Source organism: Pararhizobium sp. LjRoot238 (assembly GCF_964252955.1).
Classification (GTDB): domain Bacteria; phylum Pseudomonadota; class Alphaproteobacteria; order Rhizobiales; family Rhizobiaceae; genus Pararhizobium.
This window is the reverse complement of record NZ_CAXUPP020000001.1, coordinates 183,896-199,600: the sequence shown is the minus strand read 5'-3', so window position 1 is coordinate 199,600 and position 15,705 is coordinate 183,896. Positions and strand designations below refer to the sequence as shown.

The window sequence follows — 15,705 nt, the reverse complement described above, 5'->3', positions numbered from 1 at the left end:
TGAAGCGGATCATGCAGCCGACAAGGTGAATGATAGCTGAACCAATTGCGGCGATTTGGTGATTTCAAAAAGGGCTTTTGGTGTCAGCGGTCGGTGACGTCGACGCTGACGATCCTGCCTTCCTGGTTGAAGGTGACGACCTCTTCGCCCTGTCGCCGAAGCCGTTTTCCGGTGAGCGTGCTGGTGGCTGTCAGGCGCCAGATCGACCGCGCCGCGACAGTGGATAAAGGTTCGATCAGGCTGTCCTCGGCGATCTGGTCGGGGTACTCGGCGAAATAGCGCCGGAACGCCGCCATGATGTCGGTGCGGCCCTCGACCCCACCGATCTTTCCGGAGGAATAGGTTGCGCCCTCCGTGAAGAAAGCTTCGATCGCGGCGAAATCAAGCGCGCTGATGGCGGCATGAAACCGCCTCACGAGCGCGACGGGATCAAGGGGAGGCTTTGCAGCCATTTTCACACATTGACCCCATAGGCCAAAAGATCGGCCTGCAGCGTCTGCGGATCGGTGAAAAGCACGGCATGCCAGCCGGCCGCCCGCGCGCCTTCGACATTGACCATGTTGTCGTCGATGAACAAGGTCGCGGAAGGGGCGAGGCCGAAGTTCTTGGCATGCGCATGATAGAGCGCCACGTCCGGCTTGATCAGGCGCTCATCTGCCGAAATCGTCACGCCGCGCGGCAGGGTCAGGAACGGAAACAGTTTCTGCGCCTCCTTGTAGGTATCGGAGGCGAAATTGGTCAGCAGGGTTACGTCGTAGCCCTTGGCGATCAGGCACTCCATGATCGAGACGCATTCGACATAGGCATGCGGCACCATCTCGTGCCAGTGCTTGCGGAAGGCCCGGATGCTTTCCTCATGCGCCGGATGCTCGGCGATCAGCAGGTCCTCCGCCTCGCGCCAGTCGCGGCCGCGGTCCTGCTCGATGTTCCAGTCATGCGTGCAGACATTGGCGAAAAACCATTTGCGCTCCGCTTCGTCCGGAATAATCCGGCTGAAGGGAATATGCGGATCGTAATGGATCAGCACCTTGCCGATATCGAAAACGATGTGGCGGATCTCGACGCTGCTCATCAGGTGTTCCTCGGTTCCCTGGTTCCATCACGCTTGCCGTGGAAGGCATGCGGTATGGCCTGGGCGATTGCTTTTTTCATGACGGTTGGCAGCGCCTGCGCCTCCAGCGAGGCAAACGGTTCCCACCAGCCGTTTCCGCTTTTGTTCTGGTTGGCGACATTCGCGCGATAGACCGACAAGCGCAATTCAAAATGCGTAAAAACATGCGTGATCGTACCGCAGGGTTCCCAGCTTGCGGCAAAAGGCTGCGCCTCGACCGAGGTTTCGCCATCGATGCGGGCCGTCCATGCCGTGCCCGGCACCTCCGTCATGCCGCCCAGCAGGCCGGTTTCGGCGCGTTTGCGCAGATAGACCGCGCCCTCCGGACAACTGGCGACGAAGGCCGCGCCAACGCGCAGCGGCTTGTCCTTCTTTGCCGCCTTGCGCGGAAAGGTCTCCGGATCGGCCGTCTTCAACGCCGCGCAGAGATCGTTGAAAGGACAGAGCGCGCAGGCCGGGCGTTTCGGCGTGCAGATCGTCGCGCCGAGATCCATCATCCCTTGCGCGAAATCGCCCGGCCGGTCCGCCGGTGTCATCTTGGCCACCAGTCCCCGCATCTGCGGTTTGGCAGTGGGCAGCGGCGTTTCTATCGCATGCAGGCGGGAAATCACCCGCTCGACATTGCCGTCGAGCACGGCGCTCTGCCGGTTGAACGCGATGGCCGCAACCGCCGCAGCCGTATAGTCGCCGATCCCCGGCAGCGCCCTCAGCCCTTCCTCGGTGTCGGGAAACACGCCGCGATGGTCGCGCGCGACGGCCTCGGCGCATTTCTTCAGGTTCCGCGCCCGGGCATAGTAGCCGAGCCCCGCCCAGGCCTTCATCACCTCTTCGGCGTCCGCGGCCGCCAGATCGGCGACATCAGGCCAGAGCGACAGGAACTTGTGGAAATAGGGTTTGACCGCCTGCACGGTCGTCTGTTGCAGCATCACCTCCGATAGCCAGACGTGATAGGGATCGGCGACGACGCCATCCCTTGTCATCGGCGGCGAGACGCGCCAGGGAAGATCGCGATGGTGCCGGTCGTACCAGGCAAGAAGCCGGTCGGCCGCATCGGCCGCTTTGAATGTCTGCTGCATGATTTGCCGGAAGATTGGTTGGGTCCTATACTTGGAGCAGTGTTCGCCATCCTTCAAGGGCGAAATCGAGAAGCGAAAGCCGTTCTGTTGAAACAACCTTATACCCGCAAGGGCGTCGTCCAGATCAGCGAGATCGCAAATCGCCTGATCGACCCGGTGCTTGCCAAACGCGCCGGCATCAACACGCTGCTGCTCGGTTCCTGGGACGAGATCGCCGGCGAGGAGTTTGCCGATTGCACCCGGCCGGAGAAAATCGCCTGGCCGCGCCGCGCCTCGGAAATGGCGGGCGAGGGCGGCTATCAGCCCGGCGTCCTGACCGTCGCCTGCGAAGGCGCACGTGCGCTTTTCCTCACCCACGCGCAGGGCGAACTGATCCAGCGGATCAACGGCTTCTTCGGTTTTCCGGCGATCAACCAGATGCGGATCGTGCAAAAGCCGGTCTCCCCGCCACCCAAGCCTTATCGCAAGCCGAAGCCGCTGACCGGCGCTCGGGCGCGGCATCTGGAAGAGATGATGGACGGCATCGAGAGCGATGCGCTGAAAGCGGCGCTGACGAGGCTTGGCACGGCCGTCATGTCTCAGCGCAAGAAATGACGGTCAAAACATCAGCCGGTCACAATTGTTTGAACTTTGGTGAGCGGCAGGCCCTTGTCGCCCCCGACAAGGCAAGTTATCGAATTTTCGACCGTTTTCGTTCATCCCTTTACACAGGTGAAACCATGTCCCTTTCTGAAATGAGCCCTTTCAAGCGCCTCCTGAGCGGCGTCGCCGTGGCTGCCATTGCCGTGACGCTCGCCGCCTGCAGCGACGAGAAGAAGGACGCGGCTTCAACCACACCGGCAACCGAAACGACCGAGACAGTGGCAAAGACCGAGGTCAAGCCGGCTGACGGCTCGATGATGGCCGCGACGAAGACCGAAGTGAAGCCCGTCGATGGCACGATGACCTCCTCGACCATGTCGTCGGCCATCAAGCCTGCGACCGCCGACGCCAACCAGACGCAGATGGCGCAAGCAGCGGCCCCCGCCAAGGCCGAACTGCCCGAGGTCCAGGGCGAAGTCGATGTCGCCAAGCTGATGGAGTCGGGTCCGCTGCCGGAAATGTCGATCGGCAAGGCCGATGCGCCGGTGACCATCGTCGAATACATGTCGATGACCTGCCCGCATTGCGCGGCCTTCCACAACAACACCTTCGACGCGATCAAGACGAAGTATGTCGATAGCGGCAAGGTTCGTTTCATCCTTCGGGAATTCCCGTTCGATCCGCGGGCAGCGGCTGCCTTCATGCTGGCGCGCTGCGCGCCGGAAGGCCAGTATTTCCCGATGGTCTCGATGCTGTTCAAGCAGCAGGAAACCTGGGCCGCCGCCCCGAACGGCCGCGATGCGCTGCTGCAGATGTCGAAACTCGCCGGTTTTACACAGGAGAGCTTCGAGGCCTGCTTGACGAACCAGAAACTTCTCGATGATGTGCAGGCAACGATGCAGAAGGGCGAAAAGGATTTTGGCGTAAAAGCCACCCCCACCTTCTTCATCAATGGCAAGCAATATTCCGGAGACATGTCGGTTGACACCATGTCGGCCCTTATCGACACGATGCTCTGATCCTTCGCGTTCTTTGAGAACGACCGGCGGGCGCCTCAGTGCGCCCGTTTTTCTGTCTCTGCCGTGTCGACAGTTCTACCCCCCTCTGTCACTCCGTGACATCTCCCCCTCAAGGGGGGAGATTATTCTTTTACCTCGTTGGTTCGAAGATAGGGACGCACAAGGGGGGAGATCATTCTTTTCCCTCGCGGCCGCTCTGGTAAGTCGAGCACAATGCCTGCGGCTGATCTCCCCCCTTGTGGGGGAGATGTCACGGAGTGACAGAGGGGGGTATTTCGCCTCGAACTCGGGGCATGCCTCATGAAATTCACAAAACTCCGTCTTCTCGGTTTCAAGTCCTTCGTCGAGCCCTCCGAATTCGTCATCGAGCGCGGACTGACCGGCGTTGTCGGGCCGAATGGCTGCGGCAAGTCTAATCTGGTCGAGGCGCTGCGCTGGGTGATGGGGGAAAACTCCTACAAGAACATGCGCGCGTCCGGCATGGACGACGTGATCTTTTCCGGCTCGGGCAACCGCCCGGCCCGCAACACCGCCGAAGTCGGCCTCTATCTCGACAATTCCGACCGCACGGCGCCCGCCGCCTTCAACGATAGCGACGAGATCCAGGTGACGCGCCGGATCGAGCGCGAGAACGGCTCGGTCTATCGCATCAACGGCAAGGAAGCGCGCGCCAAGGACGTGCAGCTCCTCTTCGCCGACGCCTCGACCGGCGCCCGCTCGCCGTCGATGGTCGGGCAGGGGCGGATCGGCGAACTGATCGCCGCCAAGCCGCAGGCGCGGCGGCAACTGCTCGAAGAGGCCGCCGGCATTTCGGGCCTGCATTCGCGCCGCCACGAGGCCGAACTGCGCCTCAAGGGGGCCGAAACCAATCTGGAGCGGCTGGAGGACGTTACCTCCCAGCTCGAAAGCCAGATCGAAAGCCTGAAGCGCCAGTCGCGCCAGGCAAACCGCTTCAAGATGCTGTCGGCCGATATCCGCCGTCACGAGGCGATGCTTCTGCATATCCGCTGGGCGCAGGCGAAGGAGGCCGAAGCCGAAGCCGACAGCCATCTCAACCAGGCGACATCGCTGGTTGCCGAAAAGGCGCAAGCCCAGATGGAGGCGGCAAAGGCGCAAGGCATCGCCAGTCTGAAGATGCCGGAACTGCGCGAGGGCGAGGCCCGCGCCGCCGCCGCCCTTCAGCGGCTGCAGATCGCCAAGTCGCAGCTCGAGGAAGACGCCGGCCGCATCCTGCGCCGCCGCGACGAGTTGCAGCGCCGCCTGTCGCAGCTTGCCGAAGACATCATCCGCGAGGAGCGCCTGGTCGCCGACAATTCCGGCATTCTCGCCCGGCTGGACGAAGAGGAGAGCGAGCTTCGCGACCTTTTGGCCGAAGCCGGCGAGCGGGCGGAGGAAGCGCGCGAGCGGTTGGCCGACGCCAGCGAGGCCTTGGCCGAAAGCGAGCGGCAGTTGGGCCTTCTGACCGCCGAAAAGGCCGAGGCGCAGGCAGCGCGCAACCAGCTGGAAAAGACCATCCGCGATCTCTCCGAGCGGCAGGCGCGTCTTATCAGGCAATTGTCCGACCAGAATCGCGATCTCGACGAACTCGACCGGCAGATTTCGGCACTTCCCGATCCGCAGGAAAAGCGCGAGGAGGTCGAGGCGGCCGAAGCGGCGCTGGAGCAGGCTGAAAACGGTATTGCCGATATCGAGGACGCGCTGAACTCCGCGCGCTTGGCAGAGGTCGATGCCCGCCCGCCGGTCGATGCGGCTCGCGCCCGGCTGAACGGCATCGAGACGGAAGCGCGCACGATCCGGCGCATGCTTGAAGCCACGGCGATACAGGGTGCTGCCCCTCCGGTTGTCGATGACATGAAGGTCGATCGCGGTTTCGAAACCGCCCTTGGCGCTGCCCTTGGCGAAGACCTGGAATCGCCGCTCGACCCGAGCGCGCCCGCCCATTGGCGCACGCCGGGTGATGCCGCCAGCGATCCGCGATTGCCGGAAGGCGCCGTTGCGCTCACCGAGCATGTGCAGGCGCCGCAGGCGCTCGAGCGCGGTCTGCGCCAGATCGGCATTGTCGAGAGTGACGCGGTGGCCGAAGGGCTGTTGCCGCTGCTGAAGGCCGGCCAGCGGCTGGTGACGCGCCAGGGTGCCGTTTGGCGTTGGGATGGCCATGTGACCGGCGCCGATGCGCCAAGTGCGGCCGCGCTCCGCCTTGAGCAGAAGAACCGGCTGGCCGAACTCGAAGGCGAACTCACCGATGCCCGCCATCAGCTGGAACTGCGCGAGGCGGCACTTGCCGCCGCCGCCGCGCATATCCGCGCCGAGGACGAGCGCCTGCGCCTGTCGCGCGAATCCCAGCGTATGGTCGTGCGCAAGCTCGCCGAGGCGCGCGATGCGCTGGCGGCCGCCGAGCGGGCTTCCGGCGATCTCGTCCGCCGCCGCGCCGTTTTGGCGGAAACAAGCAGTCAGCTCGCCCTGCAGGTCGAGGAAATCGGCGAACAGATGGAAGGCGCGCGCGAGGCGCTGGAGGACGCGCCGGATCTCGGTGAACTGGAACGCCGGCTGAACAGCCAGATGACGACCGTCGCGACCGACCGGGCGCGGGTCGCCGAAGCGCGTGCGATCAATGACGGCCTTGCCCGTGAAAACGAAGCGCGCGAGCGCCGCATCCGGGCAATCGCTGCCGAGCGGCAGACCTGGAATGCGCGGGCGGCGAGCGCGCAGGAGCATATCGAAACCCTGCGCGAGCGCGAAAGCGAGGCGCGCGAGGAGGCGGAAGAACTACTCGAAGCGCCGGATGAATTCGACGAGAAGCGCCGCGCTCTGATGAATGAACTCTCGAAGGCGGAAGAGGCCAGGCGGCAGGCGGCCGACCTTCTGGCCGCGGCCGAAACCCGCCAGCGCGAGGCCGATCGGCTGGCAGCAACCGCGCTGTCTGAGCTTGCCGAAACCCGCGAGAAGCGCGGCCGCGCGGAAGAACGGCTCGTGTCGGCCCGCGAAAAGCGGGTGGAAGTCGAGGCCCGTATCCGTGAAGCGCTGAACTGCGCGCCACATGAGGTGATGCGCCTCACCGGTCTTCCGGTCGATGGCGATCTGCCGGACATGCGCCAGATCGAGCGTGAACTGGAGCGGCTGAAGATCGAGCGCGAGCGCCTGGGCGCGGTCAACTTGCGTGCCGAGGAAGAGCAGAAGGAACTGTCCGACAAGCTCGAGGCCATGCTGAAGGAACGCGAGGACGTGATTGACGCGATCCGCAAGCTGCGTTCGGCGATCCAGAACCTCAATCGCGAGGGCCGCGAGCGCCTGCTTGCTGCCTTCGACGTGGTCAACGCGCAGTTCCAGCGGCTGTTTACCCATCTCTTCGGCGGCGGCACGGCCGAGCTGCAACTGATCGAGAGCGAGGATCCGCTCGATGCCGGCCTCGAAATCCTCGCCCGGCCGCCCGGAAAGAAACCGCAGACCATGACGCTGCTATCGGGTGGCGAACAGGCGCTGACGGCGATGGCGCTGATCTTTGCCGTGTTTCTCACCAACCCTGCGCCGATCTGCGTTCTCGACGAAGTCGATGCGCCGCTCGACGATCACAATGTCGAGCGCTACTGCAACCTGATGGACGAGATGGCCGCGTCGACGGAGACCCGCTTCGTCATCATCACCCACAATCCGATCACCATGGCCCGCATGAACCGCCTGTTCGGCGTCACCATGGGCGAGCAGGGCGTTTCCCAGCTCGTTTCCGTCGATCTCCAGACCGCAGAGCAGCTGCGCGAAGCGGTGTGATCATTCGAATTCGATGACGAAGCTATGGCCTGTATTCGGCAGACCCATGTCGTCCCAGCTGTCGAGCCGGACGCCTTTCATGTCGTGCTTGCCTTGGACAGCCGTAAAATATTTGCCGAAGTCGTCGCCCGGCTTGTCTTCATTTGGCATTGATTCCAGCCACTTGGTAAAACTCAGAGCTTCGCCGGTAACCCATCGCCAGCCGCCCTTGGGCTCGCGACCATTTTCATCCTGAACCAATCCGATCCAGGGGCCATCTCTGTAGGAGTATCTTCCGTCAAATCCCATGAGGAACAAGCGTTCGTCCTTGCTGAAGAGCGAGACGACGAAATCATTTTCTTGCTTCGAGCCAATCGTCGCCAGATGGCCGCCGCAGCGTTTCGCCGCCATATCCGCCGATTTCCACGTCGTCCATCGCGCAAATATCACCACGTATACATGCCCCTCGAAGGAACCGTAGACTTTTTCCTGCCACGGGTCGCAATCGACTGCCTTCAAGACGCGTGCATCGGTTTCCAACCCTGCGAAATCCTTCGGCATGTACAGCCGCGCCATGGGCGAGGAGTAAAGGCCGTCCTCGGCCTTGCTCACATCGATCCCGAGCGCCTTCGCCGTCTTTTCATTGAAGTAGCCGGTACCGGTAATGCTGGCGGATTTCTGGTAGTCGGTGATGGCCTTGCGTGTCTGAGCGCCAAACACGCCATCCGCGGTTCCCGCACCGAAGCCCTTTGCGGCAAGAGTCAGCTGAATCTTGCTTCTATCAGTCCTGTTGAGGGCAAGTTCGTTCTCGGCTTGCTCAGGCGTCGGGAACAGGGGGGGAAGTGCTGTCGGCTCCATGACTGACAGGATCTGCCGGGCGACATCTGCCTTTTCCCCGCTGCGATGCTTTGCGAGAAAGAACCTCCAGATGCGCGGCGTATTGATCCGCAGCGCCTTTTGAAAATCTGCTTCGGCCTCTATCGTTTTGGGATCGATCGTCGGTGTGGCGACAGGCGCTTGCTCCGCCTGTGGCAAAGAGGTGTTGAAATAGAATTCCAGTGCCAGTGACGACAATATCTGCGGCGACTGCTTGCCGGCTGTCGCCTTTCGAACGTCGCGGATAACCCTCTTGAAGGCGGTACCAATTTCGAGGCCGGGGCCCGCGAGATGGCCGATCAAAGCCGTGGTGAAGGGGGAGTTCGCGCCGCTCCCGTCGGACGCGACCTGTCCTGGTGCCGCCGCGAAAGCGACCATGGTGCCTGCGCTCTCGGTTTCGACGGGGGCCAGTCCTCGCGTCGCGATGCTTCTGGTGGCGCCTTCGATCTCTTCGTTGAGGCGGTTGGCGAGCGGATTGTTGCGGCATGCGTCCAGGAAGAAGAGGGCGATCTTCGACTTTTTCTCGATTGCCCCGATGACATCCGTAAGCGCCAGAGTCTCGGCCGCGACATCGAATTCGCTCGCAAGCCGCGCGTCAGTGCCGACGAGATAGTTCTCGCCGCGAAGCTGCATGCCATGACCGGCGAAATAGAAGAGGGCGACGTCGTCCGCCCCGATCTTGCGCGCAAAGCGCGACACGGCGTCCGCCATCTCCCTGCGGTCTGCGTCGGTGACGATGTCGGTGTCAAATCCCTGACTGGAGAGGAATGCGCCAAATTGCCTTGCGTCGGTCACCGCATTTGGCAGATTGCCAGCTGCCTCATAGGCCGAGCTGCCGATAACAAGAGCCAGCCGCCGTCCGTCTGCCGAGTGAGAAGGCGAAACACCCGCCCACAAGACAATCGCCAGCGCCACCAATACCCTTTTTGCGATCTCCTGCATTTTGAAACGCCCCCATCCTTCAGGAAACGCCTGTCGGCCCCGGAAAATTCATCGTTCCTTGCACAAGGACAAAGCACAGTTCGAAGCAGTAATCGATCGCCTTCCAAATCCAGGCGGGGTGCGTGCGGACGTTCATCTTAAACACGTCTTCACCTGATAAGAAGTTTTTTCATATCTGCAGCTTACGGTATCGCCTACGCCTTTCGGATAGGTGGAGTTGGCTGTCGAGGACTTGAAGGCTTGACGGATTTCACAAGCGCAGATGCATTGTTGCTGCTGGGGGGCGTGCCCTTCGCCTGCGTGTGCGTGAATGCGGCCGGCACCATCGTGTTTGCCAATCAGGCCGCATGTGAAATGGCTGGCGCCGGGTCGATGCTCGCGAGAACACCGGTTTCGCGGCTCCTGCCGCAATGGCACTTGCTGTCAACGGCATCCGCCAGATCGTTCCGCCGCGAAACGATGCTTTTGCGCAGCGATGACGGCGCGATCCCCGTCGAACTCTCTTTCGTGCGGTTTGGTGCGGACGCAGAAGCGATGATCGGGGTCGTCATTCGTGACCTGATCGATGAAAAGGCGCTCGAATCGATGCGTCTCGAGCTCGAGCGGCAAAACGACGAGGCCTTGATGGAAGCGGAGGCAGCCCGCCGGCGCCTGGGCTTCATCATCGACATGCTGCCGCAGGCGGCTTGCGTCTTCGATGCCGAGGACCGTTATGTCCTGTGGAACGAGAAATATGCTGCACTCTATCCGGAGATCGCGGCATATCTGCGTCCCGGCATTCCTTTTCGGGAGATCCTGGAAATCAGCCTTAAGAGCGGCGAGATGCCGGAACTGGTGACCGATCCGGAGAATTGGATCGAGGAGCGCCTGCAGAAACATGCGCTTCCGGTTTCCCAGCACGAGCAGATGCTGCGCGACGGACGCTGGCTGCGCCATGACGATCGCCGCACACCGGATGGCGGTGCGATCGGCATGCGCATTGACATCACCGACCTGAAGCTCCGCGAGGAATCATTCCGGCTGCTGTTCGACGCCAACCCGATGCCGATGATGGTCTGTGATGCTGCCACGCTCGATATCGTCGCAGTCAATGACGCTGCGGTCGCTCTCTACGGCTTTAGCGGTGAGGAAATGCTGCAAAAACGCGTCACGGATTTTCATGCCACCAATGAGAGCGACCGGCTTGCCGCCACGTTGCGCGGGCTTGATGCCGATTGCGAGGCGCGCACCGTCTGGCACCAGAAGACGGCGAGCGGCACGGAGCATCACGTGCTCATCTATGTCCGCATCCTTCATGAGGGGGCATCCCGGCGGCTCCTCCTGACGATCGCCGACGTCAGCGATCGTGTTCGCGCCGAGGCGCATGCCACGCATCTCGCCCACCATGACGCTCTGACGGGCCTGCCAAACCGCATGCAGTTCCGCAAAAGGCTCGAGACCGCGCTGGAAACGGCCGTGCGTGACGGTCAGGAACTGGCGGTCCATTACCTCGACCTCGACGGCTTCAAGCCGGTCAACGATACCCTCGGCCATGCCGCCGGCGATATCCTGTTGAAGCAGGTGGCCGAGCGGTTGAAATCGGTGCTGCGCGCCGGCGATCTCGTGGCAAGGCTCGGCGGCGACGAATTCGCCATCCTCCAGCACGCTTCGGCGGCGAGGGCTGCCGACGTTGCGAATCGCTGCATCAATGCGCTTGGAAAACCTTTCGGCATAGAAAACCGGGAGATCGGCATCAGCGTCAGCATCGGCATCGCCGTAGCACCCGAAAATGGCTTCGATCCCGACGAATTGATGAGCGCCGCCGACACCGCGCTTTATCAGGCAAAGGCGTCCGGAAAAAGCACGTGGCGCCGCAGCCAAGCCGCGGCGTGACCCTCATTTCTTTCATCCGGGGCACTTTGTTTCAAGATTTGCTGCAGTGCAGCAAATTTTCGCCACCGATGCATTTTAAACGTGAAGAGGATAATGTAGCTTCCGGTGGGAGCTGTATGGGTGGAGATTGAGCATGACAAAATGGGTTTATACCTTCGGCGGGGGAGAAGCCGAAGGAAGTGCGGGCGATCGCGACCGTCTGGGTGGCAAGGGCGCCAATCTGGCGGAGATGTGCAATCTCGGCCTGCCGGTGCCTCCCGGGCTGACGATCGTGACGGATGCCTGCGCGCGCTATTATGACGACGGCCGCATCATTCCGGGGGAATTGAAGAGCCAGGTGAAAGCCGGCATCGAGAAGATGGAGGCGATTACCGGCCGCGTCTTCGGCGATACGCAACACCCGATACTCCTGTCCGTGCGCTCCGGCGCGCGCGCCTCGATGCCGGGCATGATGGATACGGTTCTGAACCTCGGTCTAAACGACCACACCGTCGAGGCGCTCGGCCACGATGCTGGCGATGCCCGCTTCGCCTGGGACAGTTACCGCCGCTTCATCCAGATGTATGCCGATGTGGTGATGGGGCTCGATCACGAGGTTTTCGAGGAAATCCTGCAAGACGAGAAGGGGCGCCTCGGCCATGAAAACGATACCGAGCTTTCCGCCGTCGAATGGCAGCATGTCATCTCGCGCTACAAGCGGGTGATCGAGGAGGAGCTCGGCGAGGCCTTTCCGCAGGATCCGGAAGTCCAGCTCTGGGGCGCGATCGGCGCTGTCTTTGCCAGCTGGATGAATCCGCGTGCCATCACCTATCGTCATCTGCATAATATTCCGGCCGGGTGGGGCACCGCCGTCAACGTGCAGGCCATGGTGTTCGGCAATCTCGGCAATACGTCCGCGACCGGCGTTGCCTTCACCCGCAATCCCTCGACCGGCGAGAACGAGCTTTACGGCGAGTTTCTCGTCAATGCGCAGGGCGAGGACGTCGTCGCCGGTATCCGCACGCCGCAGAACATCACCGAGGCCGCCCGGATCGCCTCCGGTTCCGACAAGCCGTCGCTGGAAAAGCTGATGCCGGAAGCGTTCGAGGAGTTCCAAGCCATCTGCAATAAGCTGGAAAACCACTATCGCGACATGCAGGACCTGGAATTCACCATCGAGCGCGGCAAGCTCTGGATGCTTCAGACCCGCTCGGGCAAACGCACCGCCAAGGCGGCGCTGAAGATTGCCGTCGATATGGCCGAAGCGAAGACGATCACCAAGGAGCAGGCTGTCGCCCGCATCGATCCGGCCTCGCTCGATCAGTTGCTGCACCCGACCATCGATCCGCATGCCCGGCGCGATATCATCGGTTCCGGCCTGCCCGCCTCGCCCGGAGCGGCCACAGGTGAAATCGTCTTTACCTCGGAGGAAGCGGTGATGGCGCAAAAGGAAGGCCGCAAGGTCATCCTGGTGCGCGTCGAGACGAGCCCCGAAGATATTCACGGCATGCACGCGGCCGAAGGCATTTTGACATCGCGCGGCGGCATGACCAGCCATGCGGCCGTCGTGGCGCGCGGCATGGGCATTCCGTGCGTCTCCGGCGCCGGCAATCTGCGCGTCGATGCGCGCAATGAATTGCTGATTGCGCCCGCCATCACGCTGAAGAAGGGCGACGTCATCACCATCGACGGCTCCTCAGGCCAGGTGCTGAAAGGTGAAATCCCGATGCTGCAGCCGGAGCTTTCCGGAGATTTCGGCAAGATCATGGCCTGGGCCGACGCCAGCCGCCGCATGACTGTGCGCACCAACGCCGAGACGCCGGCCGACGCCCGTGCCGCCCGCTCCTTCGGTGCCGAAGGCATCGGTCTCTGCCGCACCGAGCACATGTTCTTCGAGGGTGACCGCATCAACGTCATGCGCGAAATGATCCTTGCCGCCGACGAGGCCGGGCGGCGCGTGTCGCTTGCCAAACTCCTGCCGATGCAGCGTTCGGACTTCACGGAACTCTTCGAGATCATGCACGGACTGCCGGTAACGATCCGCCTGCTCGATCCGCCGCTGCATGAATTCCTGCCGAAGACCGACGAGGAGATCGCCGATGTTTCCGCGGTGCTTGACATGAAGCCCGAGGAGTTGCGCGAACGCGTCGACGAACTGCACGAATTCAACCCGATGCTTGGCCATCGTGGCTGCCGGCTGGCGATCTCCTATCCCGAGATCGCCGAGATGCAGGCCCGCGCCATCTTCGAGGCTGCCGTCGAAGCTGCCCGCGCGACGGGGGCTGCGGTCGTTCCGGAAATCATGGTGCCGCTTGTCGGCCTCAAGACCGAACTCGACTACGTCAAGGCGTGCATCGACGCGGTTGCCAAGGAGGTCATCGGCGAGTCGGGGATCGACATCGAATATCTCGTCGGCACCATGATCGAGCTGCCGCGCTCGGCCTTGCGCGCCCATGTGATCGCCGAATCCGCCGATTTCTTCTCCTTCGGCACCAACGACCTGACGCAGACCACCTTCGGCATCTCCCGCGACGACGCCGCCCAGTTCCTCAACACCTATATCCAGAAAGGCATCGTCGACAAGGATCCCTTCGTGTCGCTCGACTTCGACGGCGTCGGCGAACTCATCCAGATCGCTGCCGAACGCGGCCGCCGCACCAAGAACGGCCTGAAGCTCGGCATCTGCGGCGAACACGGCGGTGACCCGGCCTCCATCCAGTTCTGCGAGGAAACCGGCCTTGACTACGTCTCCTGCTCGCCCTTCCGCGTGCCGATCGCAAGGCTCGCGGCCGCGCAGGCGGCGATCAATGGCAAGGGGTGAGGGAGCTTACGTCTCGGGGAAAACGGTTACGCCCGATTGACGGGCGGCTGTCGCTAGTGCGGCATCCAGAGTTGCGAGGGGCAGCCGGCGACGCTGCGCCAGCTCAAGGTAGGCGGCGTCATAGATGGTGAGGCCATGCAGATCCGCGAGTTTCACCGTGGTGGACCAGGCGTGCATATGGGTTTCCCCATCGGTCTCTATGTCGAACTTCGCAAGATGGTTGAGAAGCTGGTCTCTAACCGCCAGCGGGATACGCTTTCTACGCACGGACACCGTCAGGCTGTTGGCAACCTCGAGATGCCAGAGAAAGGGAACGACTGCGCCATTTTGAACGACCTTGTCGAACAATGCGCTGATTGCAGGGGTCTGTTCGTCTTCGAGCAGAAAAGCAAGCGTTGCCGAACTGTCCAGAACCATGCTCACCGGCGACCCTCATCCCGGTAGGCCTTCCATTCCGCCCAGTCGAATGCGCCTAGCTTTATATCTTTCGCGAGCGCGCGGATTCCCTCCGCCGCCTCGATTGCCGCCGAGCGGTCCCGGCCGCCTGTCTCCCGGATCATTCGTGCCACCGGCTTGCCATGCCGGGTGATGACGACTTCCTCGCCGCGTTCGACAAGATCCAAAAGGGTTCCGAGCGTATTCTTCGCCTCGAATGCTCCGACTTCGCGCATTCAATTTCTCCGAAAAAATCTAGCTTAGCTAGCTTAATGTCGGGGCATCTAAAATTCAAGAATCAGTTTCGAGTCTATTCATCAATGAAATCCCGCACAGCCTTGTTGTAGCCTTCAGGGTCCTGCAGCATGGCGAAATGGCTGGCATCTCCGAGGATCACCAGTGTTGCACCGGATATGGTCTTTGCCAGGTAATCCGTGTGCTCGCGGCTGATCGCCTCGTCGTGATCACCGAGCACGATCGCTGTCGGCGTGGTGATCTTCTTCAGGTCGTCGTCGCTCCAGTTGGGCTCGCTTGCCCACATGCCGCTGATCTGGGTGACGAAGGCGTCGTATTCCGTCGGCGTCGGCGAAATCTTCCTGTACACCTCGCCGGCCTTTTCGACATAGGCGGCAAAGGTCTTGTCTTCCATCACGGTGGGAATGACCCCATCCACCTTGGAATTGGCGGCCTGGGCGAAGAGTTTCGTCAACCGGTCAGGATGATGGATGGCGATGTCGAGTCCGATGATGCCGCCGTCGCTCCAGCCGACCAGCGCCGTTTTCTCGATCTTCAGATAGTCGAGCAGAGCGAGATAATCCGATGACATCAGGTCATAGCTGTAGGGCTCGGCATTGCGGGTCGAGCGGCCGTGGCCACGGCTGTCGGCAACGATCACGGTATGATCCTTGGAGAGATCGGCCACCTGCGCCCCCCAGACCTCGCTGTAGCCGAGCCCGCCATGGATCAAAAGAACCGGCGGTCCGGAGCCGTAGATGGTGTAGTGGAGTTCGATGCCGTTGACGGGCGCTTTGCCGGTCTTCGCCGCCTGCGGCAGCGGGGCCGGTTCGGGCAGTTCCTGCCAGCGTTCCGCAGCAAGTGCAGGCGCTGCGGAGAGAAGGAAGAGGGCGCAGAGTATCTTCAGTACGGCTGTCATGAAAAATCTCCCGTTCGATGTCGCGTGCATAATAGGCGCGAATTGCCCTTGCCAAAGCAAGTGCATTTTCGCGCAAAACGGGAAATTTTCTTGTC

Annotated in this window: 12 protein-coding genes; 5 read left to right on the top strand and 7 right to left on the bottom strand. The window is 62.1% G+C overall.

The window, feature by feature from the left end; genetic code table 11:
- Nucleotides 1-83: 83 nt before the first annotated feature.
- From ACSQ3F_RS01095 to mutY, 3 genes are read right to left on the bottom strand one after another with little or no spacing between them, the layout of a single operon-like run.
- Nucleotides 84-452, bottom strand: a complete 369-nt coding sequence (locus ACSQ3F_RS01095) for a nuclear transport factor 2 family protein (protein WP_436098513.1) — start codon at nt 450-452, stop codon at nt 84-86.
- A 2-nt stretch (nt 453-454) separates the two neighbouring features.
- Nucleotides 455-1,072, bottom strand: a complete 618-nt coding sequence (locus tag ACSQ3F_RS01090) for an HAD family hydrolase (RefSeq protein ID WP_436098512.1) — start codon at nt 1,070-1,072, stop codon at nt 455-457.
- Nucleotides 1,072-2,187, bottom strand: a complete 1,116-nt coding sequence (gene mutY / locus ACSQ3F_RS01085; protein ID WP_436098511.1) for an A/G-specific adenine glycosylase — start codon at nt 2,185-2,187, stop codon at nt 1,072-1,074. Before mutY ends, ACSQ3F_RS01090 begins: the two co-directional genes overlap by 1 nt.
- Before the next feature lie 87 nt (nt 2,188-2,274).
- Here mutY and ACSQ3F_RS01080 point away from each other — a divergent pair, with 87 nt between their 5' ends.
- The 3 genes from ACSQ3F_RS01080 (at nt 2,275) to smc (ending at nt 7,553) form a co-directional block, all read left to right on the top strand.
- Nucleotides 2,275-2,781, top strand: coding sequence for a DUF721 domain-containing protein (locus ACSQ3F_RS01080; RefSeq protein WP_436098510.1), 507 nt, complete (start codon nt 2,275-2,277; stop codon nt 2,779-2,781).
- Nucleotides 2,782-2,906: 125 nt separating this feature from the next.
- Nucleotides 2,907-3,788, top strand: a complete 882-nt coding sequence (locus ACSQ3F_RS01075; protein WP_436098509.1) for a DsbA family protein — start codon at nt 2,907-2,909, stop codon at nt 3,786-3,788.
- Between the two features lie 300 nt (nt 3,789-4,088).
- Nucleotides 4,089-7,553: a chromosome segregation protein SMC gene (smc, locus tag ACSQ3F_RS01070; protein WP_436098508.1), complete on the top strand. Its 3,465-nt coding sequence runs from the start codon at nt 4,089-4,091 to the stop codon at nt 7,551-7,553.
- On the opposite strand, the gene ACSQ3F_RS01065 is transcribed toward smc, so the two are convergent.
- The gene (locus tag ACSQ3F_RS01065; RefSeq protein WP_436098507.1) at nt 7,554-9,350 is read right to left on the bottom strand and encodes a caspase family protein; all 1,797 of its coding nucleotides are present in this window, start codon (nt 9,348-9,350) and stop codon (nt 7,554-7,556) included.
- A 240-nt stretch (nt 9,351-9,590) separates the two neighbouring features.
- Between ACSQ3F_RS01065 and ACSQ3F_RS01060 the strand changes: the two genes are divergently transcribed.
- Both ACSQ3F_RS01060 and ppdK read left to right on the top strand, forming a co-directional pair.
- Complete coding sequence (locus ACSQ3F_RS01060; RefSeq protein WP_436098506.1) at nt 9,591-11,222, top strand: diguanylate cyclase domain-containing protein; 1,632 nt, start codon at nt 9,591-9,593, stop codon at nt 11,220-11,222.
- Between the two features lie 133 nt (nt 11,223-11,355).
- Nucleotides 11,356-14,022: a pyruvate, phosphate dikinase gene (gene ppdK, locus ACSQ3F_RS01055; RefSeq protein WP_436098505.1), complete on the top strand. Its 2,667-nt coding sequence runs from the start codon at nt 11,356-11,358 to the stop codon at nt 14,020-14,022.
- 6 nt (nt 14,023-14,028) lie between these two features.
- Here ppdK and ACSQ3F_RS01050 read toward each other — a convergent pair whose 3' ends face one another.
- The 3 genes from ACSQ3F_RS01050 to ACSQ3F_RS01040 form a co-directional block, all read right to left on the bottom strand.
- Nucleotides 14,029-14,439 carry a type II toxin-antitoxin system VapC family toxin gene (locus tag ACSQ3F_RS01050; RefSeq protein ID WP_436102006.1) on the bottom strand — a complete coding sequence of 137 codons (411 nt, stop codon included), beginning with the start codon at nt 14,437-14,439 and terminating at the stop codon, nt 14,029-14,031.
- 2 nt (nt 14,440-14,441) lie between these two features.
- Entirely contained in the window at nt 14,442-14,693 is a 252-nt protein-coding gene (locus ACSQ3F_RS01045) for a type II toxin-antitoxin system Phd/YefM family antitoxin (protein ID WP_436098504.1), read from the bottom strand.
- Between the two features lie 74 nt (nt 14,694-14,767).
- Nucleotides 14,768-15,610 carry an alpha/beta fold hydrolase gene (locus ACSQ3F_RS01040; RefSeq protein ID WP_436098503.1) on the bottom strand — a complete coding sequence of 281 codons (843 nt, stop codon included), beginning with the start codon at nt 15,608-15,610 and terminating at the stop codon, nt 14,768-14,770.
- Between the last annotated feature and the right edge of the window lie 95 nt (nt 15,611-15,705).